The following is a 22,891-nucleotide window of genomic DNA, read 5'->3' on the forward strand; positions in this document are numbered from 1 at the left end:
CCTAGCGGTCGAGTACAACCATCTGGTGCGCGACGCCCTTGCCGATGGCGATCGAGCCGTGCACGGTCAGAGACTTGGGCTCTATGATCCAAATCTTCGGTTCCTTGCGGCTTGAAACATAAAGCTTGCCCACCGCGTCGACGTATTCGACGTGATAGGGCGCCGGTTGCAAATCGATGGATTTTTGCTCGTCGCCTAGCAGGTCGATACGTACGAGCTTGCCCTCCCCTTTACTGGTGGCAAACAGCCAGCGGCCATCATTGGAAACATCCAAGCCGTGGGGTTCTCGGCCTACGGCATAGCGCTTCTCGACTTCCCCCCGGCTTAAATCCAACGCAACCGCTTGCCCGTCGCCGACATTGGCCACGAACAATGTTTTGCCGTCCGGCGCCAGCGCCATATGTTCCGGTTCTTTGCCAACTGCTAATTCACGTTTGACGTTCCAGACACGGGTATCGATCTCGCTCACCGTGCCGGACAAGGCGTTTGAGACATAAAGATTGCTGCCGTCCCTGTTGAACAATGCATAATTGGGCGAGTCTCCGGTCTGGACCTCCTTTACCACCGACATGGATGCCAGATCGATCACCGAGATACCGCCGACGCCGGAGTGCACGGCGATGGCGTATTTCCCATCCGGCGACACGGCCATATGATGGGTGAGCCCGCGCACGGCAACCCGGCGCAGGACACGACCGTGCTCTGGGTGGACCATGGAAACATAGCTTGGAGTGTTAGCTGAGGACTCCTGCGAACCGGCTGCGTGATGGCCCGCATGCTCGGCCTCGCTCACCGCCGCCGGTTTGACCGCGCCAGTCGCCGCGTCGGCTCCCACCGGTTGCATGCTGCCGGCCACCAGGTAGTCGCTGTTTGGACTGGCGGCCAGACCATGGGCGTTTTCAAGTTCCGTAACACGACCGATGACCTTATCTGTTTTCAGATCGATAATCGCAAGGTCGTTGGCCTCCCCGGTGGGGACATACATCTGTAGCGCTGCGTTGGTAACGGCCGGGAATAACAGCGCCAGCACCGATAGATAATTCACCGTTCTTTTCATTGTTCATATCCTCCTTGAGCATCGATTAGCGGTGTACGTGACTACGCGGCTGCTCTGTTACCTACGACCTCCGGACACATATTTGACCGGCGCAGCGATGAGCAAGATCACCCAAAAGATGATCCCGAACCCACAGTGTCCGGTCGCTCCAGCCCTTCCCTGGGCTTCGCGACATAAGAACCTCCCTGTTCAAAAAGCCAAATCCCCAGCGCCAACCGTTGCCGTCGTGCATCACTCCATATGGCTCATAGATTGCTTTTGACGGTTAATGTTCGTGTTCATGACCATCATCGTGACGATCCTTTGGCTGCGCAGTCGCGCCGCCGTTTGCCACATCCATATTCGTCATCGCCTGATCTTCACGGGCATGGTCCGTACCATGACTATCTTCCTCCTCGTGGTGCTCCTTCGCCATCTCCACCGCGCCACTAGCGGCAGATGTTTCACTTGCATGGCCATGCCCACCGCCATCAGCATGTTCATGGGCATGACCTTCCCCTTCAGCTTTTGGAAGCGACATCACTCCCAGGCCGTAGCGATACACTACCTCGCCGCCACGCCAGGCGGTAGAGGCCAGCACACCGCCGGCAATAACCATTGCTGCAATGAATACGGCGCCAAGGGCTTGTTTGCGGCGCACGCGTACCGCGGACCAAATAGCCATCACAAGAAATATAGTAATCGCAGCAATGGCCCAATTGCGGTGATCAGTCATGGCGGCATGGGAGGGTGTATCGTGGGCCACGGTGTTGTAGGCATATAAACCGGCCAGTCCGGTGACAATCGTGAAACCTGCGCCGAACCACAGCGCCCAGCGGGCAACGATTTGCCATTGCTCCTTTAATGGCGACTTGATAAATGGCGTAACCACAAAAAGCCCTGTCGCCAGCGACAGCAGCGCTACCGTAAAGTGCACGAAGATGGGATGCCAGTTGGGGATGATTTCAACCATACGATGGTCCTCTGTTTCAAGTGTTTAGTTTAGTTTACGTCTACAGCGTCAAATCTCGCCGGCGAACGCTTCCGCCCGGGAACGGATCCGGTAGAGTTTCTCCACCGGCAAGATCGCGACGATGCCGTCACCGGCCTGCCCCACATGGGCGGCATCGATGATGGCGGCCACGATTTGTTCTGCATGTTCTGCTGCCGTGAATATCTCGATCCGAGCATGGCTAGTCAGCCAGTCTCGCGCATAAAAATTCGCATATTCTCCGTAACCTTTGACCCTGCTCACACTGATGCCCCGCACCCCGAATTCCTGGAGCCGGGATTCCACCTTCTCAAGTGCATCAGAGCGGATGATGGCGGTCACTTTTCTGTGGGGCATAACTTTCTCCTGGTGTAAGATTTAAGATGCAGCGCTCAAATACGCGGTGGCGGACGGTTGCAACAAGCGCCCGGTGTCGCCACCAGATTGTTCAACTCATTTTCTTCGGTATGGCGCGCCCAACCCCGCTTCGAGTTCTGCCACCACCCATTATCAAGCTTGACGTCCACCTCATGGAGTGCGCGTTCTATCTGCGCCAGGGTCAGTTGCAGCAAGTCATAGCGGACCATGAGCCAGCGACCCACCACATGGCTCTCTTTAACACCCATCATCGCCTGCAAGTACTCCGTGACCGCCTGTGCGGTCTCGGAATCCAACGATTCAGCCAGGCGCAATCTCCTCCGCTTGACGACCTCGCCGCGTTCTTTGGCACGCCTACCGCTGTAGAGTGCGGGTCGGTCATTAAACGTCTCGCGGCATTGTTCGGAACAGAAATGAAAGAACATCTTGTGATATTCCACTGTCAACCGTCCGCTATCGACCTTCATTCCGCAAATCGGGCAATGTTCTTCTTTATTGCCGATCATTTGCGCTCTCCTCTGCGTCGTCCCTAAAGTCGGCACCTGTGCTGTCACTCAGAACCAGAAACGCACGCCCGCCACGGCCCGCGTCTCTTTCGTGTCCAACCCCGCGGCGCGGGCGTAGTCAGCGGTACCGCCGAACTTGCTGGCCCACTCGATACCGACGTAGGGAGCGAACTCGCGCCGGATCTCGTAGCGCAGCCGAACACCGGCCGTCAGGTCGGACAGGCCTGAACCCAGGGCGCGCTCAGCATCACGCTTGCCGTAGAAATCAGCCTCGAGACTCGGCTGCAATATCAGTCGCTGCGCCAATAGCAGATCATATTCGCCATCAAGGCGCAGTGCGGTACGGCCTTCGTCACCGACATACCCGGCGACGTCCAGCTCAAACCAGTAAGGCGCCAGTCCCTGGATACCGAACGCCAGCCAGTTGCGATCCGGTGTCACGCCACTGTCCTGGCGCACACCGAGCTGTGTATCCCAGAACGGTGCGATCGCATGCCCCCAGAGCAACTCCGTTCTCGCCTCTTCAAGCTCGCCCGCATCGATGTCACCCTCGGCCTTTAGCACCAGACGGTTGTAATCGCGGCCGTACCAGCCCTGCAGGTCATAGGTCAACGAGGTATTGCCGCTGGTACGAACAGACTCGAAGCGATCGACCAAGAGCATGCCGAAATTCATCTCGTCCGCCTCGACCGGCCGGGTTAAGGAATCGAAAGTGTATCCGTCTGAATAGGCATGCGGGTCGCGCGCGCCCGAGACGCCTGATTCCTCATCCGCCTTCCCCATTGCATCCGACATAGCGCCATGGTCCATTGAAGCGGAGCCCATCGGTTGCTCCATCGTCATTCGCTCATGATCCGCCGCATCCCGGGCCCAAAGCGGGGGAAAATTCAGCGCCATGATGGCGACAGCAATCATAATCGTGCTCTTCATCATCTTCATTCCCTTCGACATGCTCTGGTTCAGGCCACGGTAACGACGCGGAACATGCCGGCCGCCATGTGATACAGCAGGTGGCAATGCCAGGCCCACTGCCCCGGGGCATCGGCCGTCACACTGAACGTAATCCGCTGGGCCGGCTGGACACTGATGGTGTGCTTGCGCACCAGAAAATCGCCCTCCGGCGTCTCCATCTCGCTCCACATCCCGTGCAAATGCATGGGATGAATCATCATCGTATCGTTATGGAGTATGACCCTCAGACGCTCACCCTTGCGAAAATGAACCGGTGTCGACTTGCCCAGCTCCAACCCATCGATAGACCAGGTATAACGCTCCATGTTGCCGGTCAGGTGCAGCTCGATCTCCCGTTCGGGTTCGCGGGAGTCCAGGGCCCCGCCGAGTGTGTACAGATCGGCATAGGTCAATACCCGGCGGCCGCTGTTACGCAGGCCGATACCCGGATCATCGAGATTGGTGCGCGGCGTATCGACGCGCATATCGACACTGGGACCGTATTCGGTCGTGGCATGCCGGACGCGCACGGCGCCGGACGCCATGGCCATGCCGCCGTGTCCGCCATGCTGCATGCCGGCCATGTCACCCCGACCCATCTCGCCCATCATATCTGTCATGGTCAGCCACTCCGGCGCATCCAGCGCCGGCACCTCGGCAGTCAGGCCGGCGCGGGTGGCGAGGGTACCGCGGGCAAAGCCGCTGCGGTCGGCGGACTGCGCGAACACCGTATAGGCATCATCCACGGGCTTGACGATGAGGTCATAGGTCTCGCCCGGTCCCATGCGCATCTCCTCCACCGTCACCGGTTCTACATTCTGGCCATCGGTCTGCACCACCGTCATGGGCAGCCCCGGAATACGCACATCGAAGAAGCTGGCGGTGCCGGCATTGATAAAGCGCAGGCGCACCCGTTCGCCGGGGCGGAAAAGACCCGTCCAGTTACCCGCCGGTGTGGTGCCGTTCATCAGATAGGTATAGGTATATCCGGATACATCTGCGAGGTCGGTCGGGTTCATGCGCATCCGGTTCCACATCCGCCGCTTTCCGATGGCGGCAGTAAACCCCTCTGTCGTCACATCCTGGAAGAAATCCTTCGCGGTAGGCTGATTAAAGTTGTAATAATCACTTTGTTTCTTGAGCTTGGTCAGCACCGCCAGCGGATCTTCATCAGTCCAGTCAGACAGCAGGATGACATGGTCGCGATCGGCCTTGACGGGATCGCCTTGGACGGGATCGATGATAATGGCGCCATACAGACCGGTCTGCTCATGGAGAGTGTGGGCATGGTACCAATAGGTCCCGGACTGCCGGACTTTGAAGCGGTACACGAAGGTCTCACCCGGCGCGATGCCCTTGTAGCTGATCCCCGGCACACCGTCCATATCGTAAGGAAGAATGATGCCGTGCCAGTGTATTGAGGACAGTGCCGGTAAACGGTTCGTCACTCGTATGGTAACGGTGTCTCCCTCGCGCCAGCGCAGCGTCGGCGCAGGCAGGGAATCATTGACAGTCGTGGCCGTACGCGGCGCGCCGGTGAAATTGGCGGGCGTCTCGCCGAGCGTCAAGTCGAATTCGGTACCGGTAAGCACCGGGGCCGTACCGGTGGCCATCCCGTCGGCCGCCGCCCCCTGCGCCCGCGCGGTTCTCAGATGTGGCGACAGGCCCAGCAGCAGACCGCCTGCCGCAAGACCCTGCATGAACCGGCGGCGCGGCAAATTCGGCAACAACTGTTGTTTTGACGAATCAAAAGACTTCATTTTCAGTTTTCCCTTTCAGTAAGAAATGCATCCCGTGTATGTTTGGGGGCAGAAAAAGTTCCCGCCCGTTTCGCGTCATGACATACGCTGATGAACCGTATGTTATTGGCAGCCCGCTGTTATTAGCGTGACAAAATCATTACAATTTTGTAATGCATCTGTAATCTTTCTGGCACCCCGTGGAGGATAGGCTTTGAAAGGGAGCGACATACAGCAGCGGGCAACGCGAATGTACTATGAAAATCCTGATCGTCGAAGACGAAACCAAGATAGGTGATTACCTTAAGCAAGGACTCAGCGAAGCCGGCTTCGTTGTGGACCTCGCCCGTCATGGCTTGGACGGTCATCACCTGGCGATGACCGAGTCTTACGATCTGGTCATCCTCGATGTCCTGCTGCCGGACGTCGATGGCTGGCGGATTCTGAAATCGCTACGAGAGGCGGGCAGCAAGGTCCCGGTACTGTTTCTCACCGCGCGTGACAGCGTGGACGATCGCGTCAAGGGGCTGGAGTTGGGCGCCGACGATTACCTGGTCAAACCCTTCGCCTTTACCGAACTGCTGGCGCGGGTGCGCACGCTACTGCGCCGCGGCGCCATCCCGGCGAATGAAACGACACTCCAGATCGCCGATCTGGAGCTGGACCTGGTACGCCACCGCGTCACTCGCGGAGGTCGCCGAATCCATCTCACCGCCAAGGAGTTCGCATTATTGGAATTGTTGATGCGCCGCCAGGGTGAGGTATTGCCGCGCTCCCTGATCGCCTCCCAGGTGTGGGACATGAATTTCGACAGCGACACCAATGTCATTGACGTCGCTATACGCCGCCTGCGCGCGAAGGTCGACGAAGACTTTACACCCAAACTGATCCATACCGTGCGCGGCATCGGCTACATGGTGGACGTCTCGAACGAGACCTGAAAGCAGATGCGCCATCCTCCGTCACTTACGCTGCGTCTGACCCTGCTTTTTGGTATCACGGTGGTCGTTGTATTTCTCTTTTTCGGATGGTTCATCGGACGATCGATAGAAGACCATTTTGCAAACGAGGACGTCCGTGAACTCCAGGTCATCGCCCGGGCCGCACAGCGGGTGCTAACAACCGCCGAATCCGGAGACGGACTCACTCGCTCTGATCAGCGGTTCAATGACATCCTGGTGGGTCATCACAACGCATCCCTCTACCTCGCCGGTCGGGACGAGCGGCCGATATTTGCCAGCCCCGGTCCGGACTTCGATAGGATCGTGCAGCCAGCCGCCAAGGAAACCGATGACAGTAGCGTGCGCCAATGGACAGGCGAAGATCACACCTACCGGGTGCTGATCCAAGCCATAGGCGAGCGTTCTGCCGCGGGAGGGCCTTACACCCTCGCCGTCGCCGTACCGATCGATTATCACCTGCGGTTCGTCGAAAAATTCCGCGACACCTTATGGCTTATGGTAGGAAGCGGTATCGGCGTTATGAGTCTTATAGGATGGATCGTGGTACGGCACGGGCATGCGCCCCTTCATAATATCGTCGCGCAGATTCGCCATATCAGCGCAGCCGAATTGAACACCCGCCTGCCGCCGGAGACCATGCCCCGAGAACTCACCGATCTGGCCGTTGCGTTTAACGAATTGCTGGAACGTATGGAAGAAGCCTTTCTGCGCCTCTCGAATTTTTCCGCCGATATCGCCCACGAATTGCGTACCCCGGTAACCAATCTGCTGACCCAGACCCAGGTGGCCCTTTCGAAGCCGCGCAGCGTGGATGAGTACCGCGAAATCCTCTATTCCAACATCGAGGAATATGAGCGCATGGCACAGATGATCGGCGATATGCTGTTTCTCGCCAAAACCGACAACAGACTGTATGAACCGAATACCGTCGATGTCGATCTCGCCAGAGAAGTGCTAGAACTTTTTGAATATTACGAAGCCTGGGCGGAAGAACGAGGTGTGTCGCTGACGCTGGAAGGTCATGCGACGGCACCGGGAGACAGGCTCATGTTAAGACGCGCACTCAGCAATCTCCTGTCCAACGCCATAAGGCATACACCATCAGGCGACAGCGTGCGGGTATGTCTCGACCGTGAAGCAAACCAAGCGGTCACCGTCACCATCGAGAATCCCGGCCCAGTCATTCCTCCAGAACATATTCCAAGATTATTCGATCGCTTTTATCGCGTGGATGCCTCAAGACAACGCAGTGGCGATGGGGCCGGTTTGGGTCTAGCCATCGCCAAATCCATCGTCGACATTCACGGCGGAAAAATCGAGGCGACATCCACCGAGGGTTGTACACAGTTTCGAATTACATTGCTAGCGTCACTCGTACCGATACGCTCAAAGTAAAAAGGAATTTCAAAGGGTTTTGAGAATGGAAGGGGGCTGTAATGGAAAGGCCCTATCCGAAAGGGCTGGAGGCACAAAGGGTTCCCATCCCTCCTGTCCCAGCTATCTGAGTTTTCTGCCTGCCACAGAAAAATGTTTGCCGGCTAAAACTAATTTACCGTAGTCATTGAAACGCCCGGCCTGCTACAACCGGGCAGATGTTCTGCCTGCAGCGTAAATCAAAATCACCTCACCCGGAATGCTTGTCCGTTAAGCTGCCGCTGGACCTGTTGGGACAGCATTCCCGGCACATCCGGGAGATCCAGCAACTGGTGGGGATTCCGCCACCTCATTGGCGCATCTTTTATCTGGATGCGCTGTTGTCCTACGCCAACTACGTCCAGCTGCTGCCCGCCTCTGAGGCCCATCACCACGCAGGCGCAGGTGGCTTGCTGGCCCATGGACTCGAGGTGGCGCTCCATGCCCTGCGCCTGCGCCGCGCGCATTTGTTGCCTCAGGGCGCGGACACCGAGGAGATCGTCGCCAAACGGGAGGTATGGACCTATGCGGTCTTCAGCGCCGCGTTGCTGCACGATATCGGCAAACCGCTGATGGATCAGGACATCACACTCTATGATCATCGCGGATGCGATGTCGGCCCCTGGGATGCCCTCACTTCCCCGCTGTCGCCGAACAGCTGGTACCGCATCCGCTTCCGCCGCACCCGTGAGTACCGTCTGCATGAACGGGTAGCACCCTTGTTGTCCCAACTCGTTCTACCACAGCGCGCCCTGGCCTGGCTCGGCACCGACCGCAGCCTGCTGGCCAGCTGGCTGGCAGCGGTCGGCGGGACATTCGAAGAGGCCGGCATCCTGGGCGAGATTATCCAACAGGCCGATGGACTCTCCGTGGCAGAGGATCTGGGCGCCGCAAGGGAAACGACCCGATTACCCGGCACCCGCCAGCCACTGCACGAACGTCTGCTCACCGGGCTGCGCTTCTTGCTGAAGGAAAACAAGATCCCCCTCAACCGCAATGGCGCGGCCGCCTGGTTCGACGGCGAGCGGCTGTGGCTGGTCAGCAAGCGCGGCATCGATACCCTGCGCGAGCACCTCACCCAGGAAGGCCATACGGGCGTCCCCTCCCGTAATGACCGCATCTTCGACGAGCTTCAGGAAAACGGCATCCTGATCCCCAACGGGGATCGCTCCATCTGGAAGGCGATAGTAACCGCTGATGACTGGTCGCATACCCTTACGTTCCTGTGCTTTCCGGCCGTGCGACTTTGGCCTGACCCTGGCTCCCGGCCCGAAATATTTGCCGGCACGATCACGCCGGTGGAGATCGAAACCGGCGATATAGAGGTTTCAGAACCAACAACCCTGAAATCACCACCATTGGAAAAGGCCTCCGGACCACACCACCCTGATGAAGAAATTCCTCCATCGGACACGCCGGTAACGCACACACCTTCTGCCAGCGGCTTTGACCCCATCGAATTTTTCGCCCCAACGCCATCCGATCCAGATCAACGAACTGAAGGTGACGCTGTGGCTTCCAGCACTCGGAAGCCAGCAGAAAGTGATATCGAAACCGGAAATGATCCCGGCCAGACGTTTCTGGACTGGCTTCATGACGGTCTCAAACAAAACCGTTTCGAGATCAATGCAACCAGCGCCCGCCTCCATTGCGTTGAGGAAGGACTGCTGCTGGTCAGCCCCGGCATCTTCAAGGATTTTGACCGGGAAAACTGGCAACGGGTACAGAAGCGTTTTCAGAAACTCAAGATCCACCGCAAGACCGCTCAAGGCACCAATATTCATACCTATCAGGTTACCGGCAAGCGCAGCAAAAGCCGCATCAATGGCATCCTCATCGAGGACCCCGAACGGCGGTTCGAGGGTGTGATGCTGCCGGAATGCAATCCGCACCTGGCCCTGGGTAAAACAGGGACAAGCACAGCGGAGTAAGCGTTCATGTCGGATGCCTTTGATAACCGCCTGCGCCCCGTCGTCGAATTTTTGCCGGGTGCCGTCTTCATTACCGGCGCAGCCATGCTGTATGCAGCGCCCTCGACGTTCTTTCCTATCCTGCCGGGACTGGCGCAAGTCACGGCCTTGGTATTCGCCGGCTTGGGTGGATGGCGTTTATGGCAAGGTTGGCGGGTATGCCGCTACCAGGGTTATTTGCGGCGACTGCCCCGCTACGTGCTGAATGCCGACCAGGTCCCGGTCTCCTGGCACAAGCTGTTTCTGGGACGGGGCTTTCGCTGGGATCAGCGCCACACTCAACGACTGGTGGAGTCTCGTCATCCTCAAGCGCAACGTTATCTCCAACCGGGAAAACTTTACCAGGCCGCGAGGCGCACGGAGATCCGACTGGAACGCTCGCCCTTGTTGTCGTGGCTGCCACGGCTGACGCGACGCGATTCCGGCTGGAATCCGTTGCGCCCCTTACCGCCCGTCGGCGGAGCACCCGCGCTCCACGGCGTCGGCACCGAAGAAGAAACCGACATCTGGATGGATATCGGTGAGCGGGTCGGCCACAAGCTGGTGCTCGGCACCACACGGGTAGGCAAGACGCGCTTGCTGGAGATACTGGTCACCCAGGATATCCGGCGCGGCGATGTGGTGATCTGCTTCGACCCCAAGGGCGATATCGATCTGCTGCGCCGGATGCACGCCGAGGCCCGGCGGGCGGGACGGCTGGACCAGTTTCATATCTTCCATCTGGGATTTCCCGATATTTCCGAGCGCTATAACCCGGTCGGAGACTTTGCACGGATCACGGAGGTGGCGTCGCGCATTGCGACCCAGCTTCCTTCCGAGGGCAACAGTGCCGCCTTCCGCGAATTCGCCTGGCGTTTTACCAATGTCGTGGCCCGCGCCCTGGTGGGTCTCGGCCGCCGCCCCGATTATCACACTATCGCCCGCTATGTGACCAATATCGAGCCACTGCTCACCGACTATTTCCACCTGTGGCTGGACAAGGAAGCACCGGCGGATTGGAAGCAAGCGGTACAGCGGATCGAGGGCAACCTCAACGAGAAAATTCTGCCCATGGCGCTGCGCGGGCGTGAGTTTCATGCCATCGCCCTCACCCGTTACGCCAAGGAGAATCATCTGTTTGATCCCGTCGCCGACGGCCTGCGCAGCGCCTTCGAATACGACAAGACCTACTTCGACAAGCTCACCGCCAGCCTGCTGCCGCTGCTGGAGAAACTCACCAGTGGCCGCATCGGTGCCCTGCTGTCTCCCGATTATAAAGACGGGTCCGACCGCCGCCCTATCCTGGACTGGATGCGGGTCATCCGCGAACAAGGCATCGTCTATGTGGGGCTGGATGCCCTGACCGATGCCGAGGTTGCAGGGGCCGTGGGCAATTCCATGTTTGCCGATCTGACCTCGATCGCGGGTCAGCTCTACAAACACGGCGACACCCAGGGACTGCCCATGCTCGACGGCCACACCAGCGTCAAGAAGACCATCCATGCCGATGAATTCAATGAACTCATCGGCAATGAGTTCATTCCGTTGCTTAACAAGGCCGGCGGCGCAGGATTCCAGGTTACCGCTTACACCCAGACCGCCAGCGACATCGAGGCCGGCATCGGTGATCGCGCCAAGGCGGGACAGATCACTGGCAATCTGAACACACTCATTATGCTGCGGGTGAAAAACGAGATCACCGCCCGCACCCTGACCGATCAGCTCCCCAAGGCGCGCGTCTATACCAAGCTCGCCGCCTCCCAGGTCACCGATAATAATGATCCTGGCACCAGCACCGATTTCACGACCCGCAACGAGGATCGGCTCACCGAAACGGAGATGGATATGCTCACACCGGCCGACCTGGTGCAACTGCCCAAGGGACAGGCCTTCGCACTGCTGGAGGGTGGTCAGCTCTACAAACTGCGACTGCCCTTGCCCGGGAGTGATCCGTTACTGCCAAAAGACATGGAAGCCATCCGCCGGGAACGGCTCGCCTTTTATGGAATGGAGCATGGCTGAACAGCAACGCCTGACCGGCTTGTTATGGCTGGCCAAGTGGTTCTTCCTGCTGACCCTGTTTGTACTGATCGTGGACCTCTTCTGCGTGTTCGTCCTCTGGTCTCCCAACGGGGCACGCCAGCTGGAATACGTCTTTCAGCAAGAGGTGGCGCTACTCGAGCTGCAACCCGCCCAGGAAGCTTTTCTGGTCGACGTCACTCAGGCGTTTTATGAGCACGTGTTTGTCGCAACCGGCATTGATGGCACATTGCGGCAATCGGCTAAGCCTGGCACTGATACGCCGGAGACAGTACACGATTTCGCGAATACCCTGTGGCCAGCCCTGGAGACGGCCATGATCGGTCTGAAATTGTTTGCCCTCCGGATTGGCGTGCTGATATTGACGCTGCCTTTCCTGGCGCTGGTCACGGCCGTGGCCATGGCCGATGGCTTTGTTGGCTGGTACCTGCGCCGCACCGGCGGCGAGCGTGAGTCCGGCTTTATTTACCATCGCGCCAAACGCAGCTTGGCATGGTCATTCCTGCTTCTCTGGATCGTCTACCTGATCCCGCCTGTCCCTATGGACCCTAGATACCTGCTGCCACCTTTCCTGGTCGCGTCCGGCATAGCCACCCGGTTACACGTCGCGTTTTTCAAGAAATATCTTTGAAAAGTACCCTCTAGGGGGAAGTTAATCGGGGAGTTAAGTCTGATCGGCCTAGCTAGAATGGCATTTCCCTTAGAAACAATTGGTGAACAAGAGAATGACGCACAACGCTGACCATTATTCTTGCGTTCAGGGAGCCACGATGCCTGAGCATCACGCACTCCGAATTGAAAGAAAACCAGCGGTGTTAAATCGAACCGGGATGAGTCACGCGACCCTTTATCGTCGAATCAGTGAAGGCTTATTTCCTCCTGGGGTTTGCCTCGGTAATCGTTCTGTCGGCTGGCTGGCCCATGAAGTGGATATGATGTTAAATGCATTTGCCTCGGGAAAAACGACAGAGGAACTTCAAGCCGTAGTAAGAGTTCTCATTGAAAAGCGGCAAACGCCAGTTTCTTGATTAAGCGATTCCCCCTTCCAATTACCTGCTGGAGTTAACTTGGGACAATAACCTCCATTCATCGCCTATAACCAGTTTCAGCCTCCTTTATTTCTCATATTTAATAAATATACTGCGCATTACCCACCACTCCCACATATATTTCTCGTTTTTAAGTAATTATTGACTTTTTGCCCAACATCGTCCTATAGTTTCTTATATTGGAGAAACTTTATGGCCGGAAAAATTACGCCCTCGCCCTTGCCCGCCTCCCCAGTCGTCGATTCAGCGGAGGCGTTTGGCGCGTTTGTACGCAGCCTGCGCACTCAACAACAACTGCGCATCGATGATGCCGCTGCACTGTGCGGTGTTTCGGTTCAGCTGCTCTCGGATCTTGAAAATGGCAGCCGTTCCGTCGGCCTGGACAAGGCCCTGGCGGTTGCACGGCAACTGGGGCTCACCCTGCTGGCGGTACCAAAATCGGAGCAACCCCAGGCGATTGCCGCCATCAAGCGTCAGTCATTATGACAACCCACAGCCTTTCGGCCTGGATTGGTGAACAACGGGTTGGCACCCTGAGCTATCACGACGATACCGGGCGCTTCTCTTTTGAATACGAACAGACCTGGATGACGAATAGCGGCGCTTATCCGATCTCCCCCGCCCTCCCACTTCGGCGTCCGGATAACCAAACCGATGAACTGCACTCGGTCAATGTACGCCGCTTCTTTGAGAATCTGCTGCCCGAGGGCAAAGCCCTGGAGGATGCGGCGGCAGCGCACACGGTCTCAAAAGGCAACCTGTTTGGTCTGCTGCGCTGGCTGGGCCAGGAGAGTACAGGTGCGCTGGCCCTATTGCCTGAAGGCACCCTGCCGACCCGGGTTGAACCGATCGTGCGTGAGGTCACCTTTGAAGAGCTCTCCGAGCGCATCCATGACCGAGCCAATCGTCCCTTCAATGTATGGGACGGCCGGGTACGCATGTCCATCGCCGGTTACCAGGATAAACTGGCGGTCTATGTTGACGAGGAAGGAAAGCTGTTCCTGGTGGAAGGCCTGCTGGCTTCGACTCATATCCTCAAACCGGAGCCGATGAACCCGAAGCTCTCCAGGCTGGTGGCCAATGAGCACTTTTGCCTGAAGCTGGCTGCCGCGCTCGGTATACCCTCGGCCGAGGTAGAGATTCTACGAGTGCCGGAGCCGGTACTGATGGTCAAACGTTTCGACCGCATCAAACACAACCGCCATGTCGAGCGTTTACATGCGGTGGATAGCTGCCAGGTGCTCAATCTCAGCGTCAACCACAAGTATGAACGCAATTTCGGCAGTGGGCGCGATGTCGCCAATATTCGGGACGGCGTCAGTTTCGAGAGACTCTTCTCCATCACGCCGCTCACCCAGTCTCAAGCGGCCACGCGTATGGCGCTGATCCGTTGGGCGATCCTGCAATACCTGATCGGCAATAGTGATGCCCATGGCAAAAATATCTCATTTCTGGTCGAGCCTGGCGGACTGCGCCTCGCCCCTGCTTACGACCTGGTTTCGGTGTGTATCTACCCGGATATCGAACACGAATTTGCCATGGCCATCGGTGACGAGTTCGACATGACTAAAGTCCGTGCCTTCGATTGGGCGGACTTTTCCGACCGCTGTGGCATAGAACGCCGCCTTCTGGTGCGTGAGATGAACCGGATGATCAAAGCGCTCAGAATCCAGCTGCCGACATTACTGTCTCTGCCCAACTACATTGAGGACGAGCGTACCATGCTGCAGAAGATCTCGGACCTGGCCCTGCAACAGGCTGAGCAACTGGAAATCGATGCGAGAATGATTGCGAAAGTGGTAATTGAATAGTCCGTTTTTCGTTTCAGATCTAACGAAAGAAGCGGGTGCAGCCTCAACCAGTTCCAATAATCGAGTCCAGATGATCCGCCCACTTTTGCAACCAGTGCCGACACTCAGGCTCATACCGATGCAAGTCATAGGTTCCCTCAATCCCCTTACGCGAATGCCCCAGGGCCGCTTCAGCCACCTCATTGGGGCATTGCAGGCGCGACAACCCTGTTCTGACACTCCTGCGCAGATCATGAGGAGTCCATGTAGGGATTTTTATCATCGTGTCAGCCTGCCTCATTCTCCAGGCCTGCTCGGTAAGCTGCTTTTGCTGGATGGGTAGTTTCGTCTTCTGGGAGGGAAATAGGTAATCACCTGTAGTCATACGTAGTGCAGTCAAAAATTCCACTGCTTGGCGAGGAAGCTGAACATAGCGCTCGGTTCCGGTCTTGCTCTCCCTGATATGAAAGGTCTGTTTCTCCAAGTCAATGTCCTTCCAGGCCGCATTGCAGACCTCTCCGGTTCGACACCCTGTCCAGAGGGTAAATCGAAGAACATTTTTCTGTGTGGCCGTATAGTCAGCACCCGGCAACCATTTCAGCAACGTCGCCAACTCGGTATCAGAGAGGACCCTTTTTCCTCGTTGATGGGTAAGTTTCACCTTGGCCTGTCTGAGGCTTGATTTGGCGAGGAGTGCCGGATTGGCAAATTCATCCGAAAAATAACCTAGCCCAATAGCGAATTCGTAGGCAGCGCTAAATTCTCTCAATACGTTTCCTGCCTGAACATTTGCACCACGCTGGACAATGGACATGACCATATCCACCACGACTTTTCGCGTGACAGCATCTGCTGGCATGTCTCCCAACTTGGGAATCACATCGCCATAGAGGGTCCTGCGCGTCTCAGACTGACCTTTTGGTTTTCGCGCACCGGCAATGATCCGCCCATTCGAAGATTTTCTGTCTTCGATATATTGAGCCAGATAGAGCTCGACCAAATCCTCTACGATGAACGGTTTCTTCGCCTCCGCACGCTCGCACTCTTGGGCCAGCACGAACTCCTTTTCCTGCCTTTGCTGCTCTCTCGCCTCGGTTGCCGGGCAACGCCCCTGGCGGCGAAGCTGCTTTAGCTCCTGGAGTTTTAGTCTCGCTTCAGCCAAGGAGGTTTCCGGGAAGCTACCGATTTTGACCTGAATGAGTTTCAAGGTGATCGGGCTGGTATAACGATAGGAAAATGTTTTCACCCCGGTAGCACCGCACTTCACGCGCAAACCCGCGTTTTCCCCTGTATCGGCCTTGATCTTATCTCCCGGCTTCATCACTTCCACTGTTCTGGAAGATAGAGGTTTGGTACTCTGTGCTGTTCCCATGGGCATCCTCTTGAATTTGTTTCAGCTTGTGCGACTCACTGAGAAAAAGTGTAACCTGTGGGCCTAAACAAAAATTTACTCCAATACAGGTTACACTTCAAGTTACACTTTTTCATGAGATTGGATGATATTCCATGAGATTCGCTGAGACGGCAAGAGACGGCAAAATAATAGAAAATCTTTACAATTCAATTAGATGAACAGTATAACAGCATGAGTTTAAAAGAAATAAACGGGAAGCATACGCCAATGATGCAGCAATATTTGCGCATCAAGGCCGAGCACCCGGAGATGCTGGTGTTCTATCGCATGGGTGACTTCTACGAACTCTTTTACGACGACGCGCGCAAGGCCGCCCGCCTGCTGGACATCACCCTCACCGCCCGCGGTCAGTCGGCCGGCGAGCCCATCCCCATGGCCGGGGTGCCGTTCCACGCCGCCGAGAGCTACCTGGCCAAGCTGGTCAAACTGGGCGAATCGGTGGCCATCGCCGAACAGATCGGCGACCCGGCCAAGGCCAAAGGCCCGGTGGAGCGCAAGGTCGTGCGCATTATCACCCCCGGCACGGTCACCGACGAGGCCCTGCTCAATGAACGCCAAGACAACCTGCTGTGTGCCGTGCACCGGCTGGACAATCAGTTCGGCCTCGCCACCCTGGACCTCAGCGCGGGCCGCATCACGGTCATGGAGGTGGACGCTGTTGAGACCGTCAAGGATGAACTGGAGCGCCTCAAACCGGCCGAGCTGTTGCTCTCCGAAGCGCTGGCCCGCCTGCTCAAGCTGGAAGAGCGCTATGCCGTGCGCCAGCAGCCGCCCTGGTATTTTGAACAAGACACCGCCACCCGCCTGCTCACCGAACAGACCGGCACCCAGGACCTGCAGGGCTTCGGCTGCGAGACCATGAGCAGCGCCGTCTGCGCCGCCGGCTGCCTGCTGCAGTACGCCCTCGACACCCAGCGCGCCAACCTGCCCCACATTCACAGCATCCGCGTCGAACGGCACGAAGACAGCGTGGTGCTGGACGCCGCCAGCCGCCGTAACCTGGAACTTGAAGCCAACCTCATGGGCGGCCGCGACAATACCCTGCTGGACGTACTCGATTGCAGCACTACGGCCATGGGCAGCCGCCTGCTGCGGCGCTGGCTCAACCGCCCGCTGCGCGATCGAAACCTGTTGAACAATCGGCTACAAGCCGTTGAAACACTACTAGAAAACCAAAGATTCGACCCCCCGCGCGAAGTGCTGCGCGGCATCAGCGACATAGAGCGCATCCTGGCCCGCATCGGCCTGAAATCGGCCCGCCCGCGCGACCTGGCCCAGCTGCGCGACACCCTGGCCCTGCTGCCCGAGGTGCGCGCCAGTGTCGCGCAACTGGACTCACCCTTGCTGCAAGAGACCCTCACCCGCCTGGGCGACTACCCCGAACTGAGTCAACTGCTGCAGCGCGCCGTCATCGACAACCCGCCGGTAGTGATCCGCGACGGCGGCGTCATCGCCCCCGGCTACGACCCCGAGCTGGACGAACTGCGCGGCCTGAGCGACAACGCCGGCCAATTTCTCATCGATCTGGAAGCAAGAGAACGGGAACGCAGCGGCATCGCCACTCTGAAAGTGGCCTACAACCGGGTACACGGCTACTACATCGAGGTCAGCAAAAGCCAGTCCGACAAGGTTCCGGCCGACTATGTCCGGCGCCAGACCCTGAAAGGTGTGGAGCGCTACATCACCCCCGAGCTGAAGGGCTTCGAGGACAAGGTGCTGAGCGCCAAGGAACGCGCCCTGGCGCGCGAGAAGGCGCTTTACGATCAATTGCTGGAGGATCTCATCCCCCACCTGGGCGCCCTGCAGACCAGTGCCGCCGCCCTGGCCGAGCTGGATGTGCTGGCCAACCTGGCCGAACGCGCCGACAGCCTCAATCTGAGCAAGCCGGAACTGATCGAGCAACCCTGCCTGGAGATCCACGGCGGCCGCCACCCGGTGGTGGAGCAGAACCTGGAGGCCCCCTTTGTCCCCAACGATACCCACCTAGATCCGCAGCGGCGCATGCTGATCATCACCGGCCCCAACATGGGCGGCAAATCCACCTACATGCGCCAGACCGCCCTCATCACCCTGCTGGCCCACATCGGCAGCTACGTGCCGGCGCAGCGGGCGGTGATCGGCCCCATCGACCGCATCTTCACCCGCATCGGCGCCTCCGACGACCTAGCCGGCGGCCGCTCCACCTTCATGGTGGAGATGACCGAAACCGCCAATATTCTCCACAACGCCAGCGCGCAGAGCCTGATCTTGATGGACGAGATCGGCCGCGGCACCAGCACCTTCGACGGCCTGTCGCTGGCCTGGGCCTGCGCCGAATACCTGGCCGACAAGGTGGGCGCCTTTACCCTGTTCGCCACCCACTACTTCGAACTCACCACCCTGCCCGAGCACCACGACAATGTGGTCAACGTCCACCTCGACGCGGTGGAGCACGACGACAGCATCGTCTTCATGCATGCCGTCAAAGAGGGCCCGGCCAACCAGAGCTATGGCCTGCAGGTGGCGGCCCTGGCGGGCGTGCCGCGACCGGTGATCGAGGCCGCCAAGGCGCGCCTTATGCAACTCGAAGACAGCACCGTCAACACAGCCCCGGTCAATGCCCGTCCCGAACCGCAGCTCGGCCTGTTCGAAACACGCCCCCATCCCGTGGCCGACAAACTTACCGAGATCGATCCGGACAACCTGACGCCGCGCCAGGCCCTGGAGGCGCTGTACCAGCTAAAACAGCTGATATAATCCGTCACGCTGGCCAACAATTCAGAGCGACGTATAATAGGGCGCTAACCGAAGTAGGGAAAACAAGGAAGAAATTATGACTTTTGTCGTAACCGAAAATTGCATCAAGTGCAAATACACCGACTGTGTCGACGTCTGCCCGGTGGACTGTTTTCATGAAGGCCCCAACTTCCTGGTCATCGATCCGGAAGAATGTATCGACTGCACCCTGTGCGAGCCCGAGTGCCCCGCCAACGCCATTTTCGCCGAGGACGACGTGCCGGACGATCAGCAGGCGTTCATCGCCCTCAACGCCGAGCTGTCCGAGCAATGGCCGGTACTGGCGGAACAGAAGGACGCCCCGGCCGATGCCGACGACTGGAACGGCGTGGAAGACAAGCTGCAATATCTGGAACGGTGAATCAAAAAAAGCCGTCCGGAATGAAATTTCCGGACGGCCTGCTTGGTTAAATCCCGGCTGTTTTATCCCAACCGATCAATCCGTCTCGACCCGCACAGCCAATACATCGCATTTGGCCGAGTTCACCACCCCACGCGCCGTAGACCCGAGCAAGTGCGCCAAGCCGCGCCGACTGTGACTGCCGATGACGATCAGGTCCACGCCCTCGTGCTCGGCAAAATCAATAATCGTCTGTTTGGTGACGCCCAGTTCCACATGTCCTGCCGATGCCGCAATACCGAGCCGCTCGCACATCTCCGCCATACGCTTTTCACCCCGCGCCACCAGTTGACGTTCGATCTCCTGCGTCTCGGGCAACACCAGCTCATTCCCGAAGTACAACGGCAGACTCTCCACCACGTGAATGGCGCTCAACTTGGCCTGATCCAAATCGGCGAGGTATTTGGCCTTATCGGCCACCGCGCCGGCATCGTCCAACAAATCGGTGGCCAGCAGAATATGGGAATAATGTATCGACATGAACGGCCCTCTCAATATGTAAACCTATCGCCATTAAGCATAGATTGATTTGAAGGCGGCAACAAATTCATCGTACTTGGCGGCGGGTAGTTCATTGATGCCCGCGGCGGCCTTGCGTCCGCCGCCGCTGGGAAACTGCCGGCACAAATCATCGGCGCCGCGCTTGTCATTCAGCGGCGCGCGCACACTGACCACATAACCGCCCTGGGGCAGTCCGGTCAGTAGGGCATGGGCGCGCTCGGGATGGGCCGTCGCCAACTGGTTACTGAAAACCCCCGAGACGCGCCGCGCCCACGGTTCGGCGGGAAACACGTAGACGGCAAGCTTGTCTGTTTCGATCTCAGGCCGAGTGGCTTCGGCCTTGGCGATATCCTCCACTGATCCCTGACGCAGGGTAGCAAACACCTCAGGCGCCTGTTCGATGAACTGCAAGGGGTCGGCATAGGCGTGCATACGCGCGGCGAGCTCGGCCGGATCGAAATGGAGGTCCGCCACGGTCGCGCCGTAACCGTTGTAGTTGAGATAAACGCCCAGGTCACGTAGCAAGGCTAACTGCGCGTCGTTCAAATCCAGCGTCGTAGCCGCCTGGCGGGCACTGGCATCGAAATTGTCGCCAAAGGCGCCGACCACCGCCCAGGCACGATACTTCCCCTCGAGCAGGCGATCCACAATCAGGGCAGTGCAGGCGTCCGCGGCGGTATCGATGTGGGCATCGAGCGTGTCCGACGCCGGAATATCGCCGGCGAAGTGATGGTCGAAGTATTTCACCTGCACGCCCTTCGCCAATAAGGCCTGCAGCGGCTCACGGTTTTTATCCAAGGAGATATCGAACACATTGACCTGGTCGCCCGCGGCGGCATCCACCTTTTGCAGCAGGGCGATATCACGTTTTACCCCGGTCACCAACTGGCTATCGCCGGGAAAGGCGAGACGAAATTGCTGCACTGCGCACAAGCCGTCGGCATCGCCATTGAATACATCGAACCTCATTCCCCGCTCCTTAATTAATAATAGTTTCGTGTTGGGCCATTTTATCGGATGCGCGGCGCAAACAAAAACGGCGCCGCAGCGCCGTTGTTGTGCATCTAGCCGCCGCACAGCGGCCCTGACTAGACGTTAGATTTTGAAACGGGCCACCGCCTGCTGCAGCTGATCGGCCAGTTGCGCCATTTGGTCGGCAGCGGAGCTGGAGTGCTGGGCGCCTTCGGTGGTCTCGTTGGCCAGATTACTGATATTGACGATATTGGAGTTGATCTCCTCGGCCACGGCGTTCTGTTCTTCGGCGGCGCTGGCCACCTGGGTGGTCATGTTGGTAATGGTAGCCACGGCGGCGGCGATGGCCTGCAGCGCCTCACCGGCCTTATTGGCCTGATCCACGGTCTCGCCGGTCATCCGCTGACCGCGCTCCATCACATCCACCGCCTCACGGGTACCGGACTGCAGATTCTCGATCATCTTTTGGATCTCTTCGGTGGACTGCTGGGTGCGTCCCGCCAGGGTACGGACCTCGTCGGCCACGACGGCGAAGCCGCGGCCCTGTTCACCGGCGCGGGCCGCCTCGATGGCCGCATTCAGCGCCAACAGATTGGTCTGCTCGGCGATGTCCTTGATCACATCCAACACGGTACCGACTTTCTGGCTGTCCTCTTCGACACGGTGCAATACCTCGGCCGCCTGCTGTACCTCGTTGGCCAGGCGTTCGATCTTATTGATGGCGGCGTTGACCGTCTCCTGACCGCTGTTGGACTCCTCGTTGGCCTGGTTCGCGGCATGGGCGGCGTCGCTGACATTGCGCGCCACCTCTTGCACCGTGGCAACCATCTCGTTCATGGCCGTAGCCACCTGGTCGGTCTCTTGCTGCTGCCGGCCCAAGGCGTTATTGGTCTGGGTATTGATCGCCGAGAGCGCCTGGATCGAGGTATTGATCTGGGTAGATGCAGCGACCACATCCTGAATGGTCTGGCGAGTCTTGGTCACGAACAGATTGAAGCCGCGCGAAACCGCGGTAATCTCATCGTTCCCTTTTTCCGGTAGGCTAATGGTCAAATCACCCTCGCCTTCGGCGATTTCAATAAAACTGGTGGCGATCCGTTTAATCGGCCGGATAACGGTGGTGACAATCATGAAAAAGGCGAGTATCGCCAAGACCACACCCACCACCACGGTGGTGGTCAATACGCTGAAAGACACGGTCTTCACGGTCTCAAGTTCGGTGTGATAATTTTCCACTTTGCCGTCGCCCAGCGCTTCCATCTTGGCCAGTGAACCGAGCAAGACCTCGACTGATTGAGCCAGATCCTGCTGGGCGGCGTACATGGCACGAATGGTATCGCCGTTCGAGACTACGCGCACTTCTTCCACCGCCTCTATCAGATCGTTGCGTGAACTCGCGAATTCTTTTCGCACACGGGTGAACTCGGCCAGCGTTTTCTCATCAAACAAGCCAGTCTCCACCATACGGGAAATCGCTTCCTTCTCGGTGACAACGCCCTCTTCAATGCGTTGTTTGAGCTGTTTCATCCTGCCCGGATCGGTTTCCTGGGCAAAGGCGTTAATGGCGATGATCTGATCCTGCAGGGCGATCGTCCCCTCCATGGAGCCGTCGGCGGCGTCCCAGGCGACAGTGGTTACGTAGTCAAGCCCGTCCGAAAGCTTGCTGGCGGCGAAATAGCCGGCCCCACCGCTGACAAGCAGCATCGCCCCCAGTCCAAGCACGGCGCCCCCGATTTTGGTAGAAATATTGATCCGCATAACGCCCTCGGCTCCGGTAAACATTCGTTAATTAGGTGTAAACGTAATTCAGCTATCGGTGAATCGGCCGAGAACTTGAGTAATACAGGCGCCTGATAAGTGGGCGGCTCTTATCAGTGTTTTTATAATGGTATGGGCACTAACACCGGCCGGCAGAATGCCTTGCCAGGGTGAAATAGCGCCCCCAATTTCATTTATATAAATATAGTTATTTACTATAAGGTTTGTTTTATATTCTAATATGGACTTGGAACCGCATCATCCAGC

19 protein-coding genes are annotated in these 22,891 nt (G+C 58.0%); 9 read left to right on the forward strand and 10 right to left on the reverse strand.

Annotated elements, in window-relative coordinates:
• Position 1: 1 nt before the first annotated feature.
• The 6 genes from Tel_11870 to Tel_11895 all read right to left on the reverse strand — a co-directional run bounded on the left by Tel_11870 (position 2) and on the right by Tel_11895 (position 5,622).
• The gene (locus Tel_11870) at positions 2–1,057 is read right to left on the reverse strand and encodes a hypothetical protein (protein ALP53772.1); all 1,056 of its coding nucleotides are present in this window, start codon (positions 1,055–1,057) and stop codon (positions 2–4) included.
• 265 nt (positions 1,058–1,322) lie between these two features.
• Positions 1,323–2,009, reverse strand: a complete 687-nt coding sequence (locus tag Tel_11875) for a hypothetical protein (GenBank protein ID ALP53773.1) — start codon at positions 2,007–2,009, stop codon at positions 1,323–1,325.
• A 48-nt stretch (positions 2,010–2,057) separates the two neighbouring features.
• Positions 2,058–2,384 carry a hypothetical protein gene (locus Tel_11880; GenBank protein ID ALP53774.1) on the reverse strand — a complete coding sequence of 109 codons (327 nt, stop codon included), beginning with the start codon at positions 2,382–2,384 and terminating at the stop codon, positions 2,058–2,060.
• 35 nt (positions 2,385–2,419) lie between these two features.
• Positions 2,420–2,911 carry a hypothetical protein gene (locus Tel_11885; GenBank protein ID ALP53775.1) on the reverse strand — a complete coding sequence of 164 codons (492 nt, stop codon included), beginning with the start codon at positions 2,909–2,911 and terminating at the stop codon, positions 2,420–2,422.
• Positions 2,912–2,959: 48 nt separating this feature from the next.
• Entirely contained in the window at positions 2,960–3,721 is a 762-nt protein-coding gene (locus Tel_11890) for a copper resistance protein CopB (GenBank protein ALP54854.1), read from the reverse strand.
• 149 nt (positions 3,722–3,870) lie between these two features.
• Positions 3,871–5,622, reverse strand: coding sequence for a copper resistance protein CopA (locus tag Tel_11895; protein ID ALP53776.1), 1,752 nt, complete (start codon positions 5,620–5,622; stop codon positions 3,871–3,873).
• Positions 5,623–5,858: 236 nt separating this feature from the next.
• Here Tel_11895 and Tel_11900 point away from each other — a divergent pair, with 236 nt between their 5' ends.
• The 7 genes from Tel_11900 (at position 5,859) to Tel_11930 (ending at position 14,825) form a co-directional block, all read left to right on the forward strand.
• The gene (locus Tel_11900; GenBank protein ALP53777.1) at positions 5,859–6,542 is read left to right on the forward strand and encodes a two-component system response regulator; all 684 of its coding nucleotides are present in this window, start codon (positions 5,859–5,861) and stop codon (positions 6,540–6,542) included.
• Positions 6,543–6,548: 6 nt separating this feature from the next.
• Positions 6,549–7,958 carry a hypothetical protein gene (locus Tel_11905; protein ALP53778.1) on the forward strand — a complete coding sequence of 470 codons (1,410 nt, stop codon included), beginning with the start codon at positions 6,549–6,551 and terminating at the stop codon, positions 7,956–7,958.
• A gap of 242 nt (positions 7,959–8,200) precedes the next feature.
• A complete protein-coding gene (locus tag Tel_11910; protein ID ALP53779.1) occupies positions 8,201–9,907 on the forward strand; it encodes a hypothetical protein in 1,707 nt (568 codons plus the stop codon).
• 6 nt (positions 9,908–9,913) lie between these two features.
• Positions 9,914–11,947, forward strand: coding sequence for a conjugal transfer protein TraG (locus tag Tel_11915; GenBank protein ALP53780.1), 2,034 nt, complete (start codon positions 9,914–9,916; stop codon positions 11,945–11,947).
• Positions 11,940–12,596: a hypothetical protein gene (locus Tel_11920; GenBank protein ALP53781.1), complete on the forward strand. Its 657-nt coding sequence runs from the start codon at positions 11,940–11,942 to the stop codon at positions 12,594–12,596. The genes Tel_11915 and Tel_11920 overlap by 8 nt, the downstream gene beginning before the upstream one ends.
• A gap of 610 nt (positions 12,597–13,206) precedes the next feature.
• The gene (locus Tel_11925) at positions 13,207–13,500 is read left to right on the forward strand and encodes a hypothetical protein (GenBank protein ALP53782.1); all 294 of its coding nucleotides are present in this window, start codon (positions 13,207–13,209) and stop codon (positions 13,498–13,500) included.
• Entirely contained in the window at positions 13,497–14,825 is a 1,329-nt protein-coding gene (locus Tel_11930) for a hypothetical protein (protein ID ALP53783.1), read from the forward strand. Before Tel_11925 ends, Tel_11930 begins: the two co-directional genes overlap by 4 nt.
• A gap of 43 nt (positions 14,826–14,868) precedes the next feature.
• Here the strand turns inward: Tel_11930 and Tel_11935 are convergent, their stop codons facing one another.
• Complete coding sequence (locus Tel_11935; GenBank protein ID ALP53784.1) at positions 14,869–16,176, reverse strand: integrase; 1,308 nt, start codon at positions 16,174–16,176, stop codon at positions 14,869–14,871.
• A gap of 213 nt (positions 16,177–16,389) precedes the next feature.
• Here Tel_11935 and Tel_11940 point away from each other — a divergent pair, with 213 nt between their 5' ends.
• Both Tel_11940 and Tel_11945 read left to right on the forward strand, forming a co-directional pair.
• Complete coding sequence (locus Tel_11940; protein ALP53785.1) at positions 16,390–18,954, forward strand: DNA mismatch repair protein MutS; 2,565 nt, start codon at positions 16,390–16,392, stop codon at positions 18,952–18,954.
• Positions 18,955–19,030: 76 nt separating this feature from the next.
• The gene (locus tag Tel_11945; protein ALP53786.1) at positions 19,031–19,354 is read left to right on the forward strand and encodes a ferredoxin; all 324 of its coding nucleotides are present in this window, start codon (positions 19,031–19,033) and stop codon (positions 19,352–19,354) included.
• A 75-nt stretch (positions 19,355–19,429) separates the two neighbouring features.
• Here Tel_11945 and Tel_11950 read toward each other — a convergent pair whose 3' ends face one another.
• The 3 genes from Tel_11950 to Tel_11960 all read right to left on the reverse strand — a co-directional run bounded on the left by Tel_11950 (position 19,430) and on the right by Tel_11960 (position 22,624).
• Positions 19,430–19,873: a hypothetical protein gene (locus Tel_11950; protein ID ALP53787.1), complete on the reverse strand. Its 444-nt coding sequence runs from the start codon at positions 19,871–19,873 to the stop codon at positions 19,430–19,432.
• A gap of 33 nt (positions 19,874–19,906) precedes the next feature.
• On the reverse strand, positions 19,907–20,863 hold the full coding sequence (locus tag Tel_11955; GenBank protein ALP53788.1) for an acetyltransferase: 957 nt from the start codon (positions 20,861–20,863) through the stop codon (positions 19,907–19,909).
• A gap of 126 nt (positions 20,864–20,989) precedes the next feature.
• Complete coding sequence (locus Tel_11960; GenBank protein ALP53789.1) at positions 20,990–22,624, reverse strand: hypothetical protein; 1,635 nt, start codon at positions 22,622–22,624, stop codon at positions 20,990–20,992.
• Between the last annotated feature and the right edge of the window lie 267 nt (positions 22,625–22,891).

This window comes from Candidatus Tenderia electrophaga (assembly GCA_001447805.1).
Classification (GTDB): domain Bacteria; phylum Pseudomonadota; class Gammaproteobacteria; order Tenderiales; family Tenderiaceae; genus Tenderia; species Tenderia electrophaga.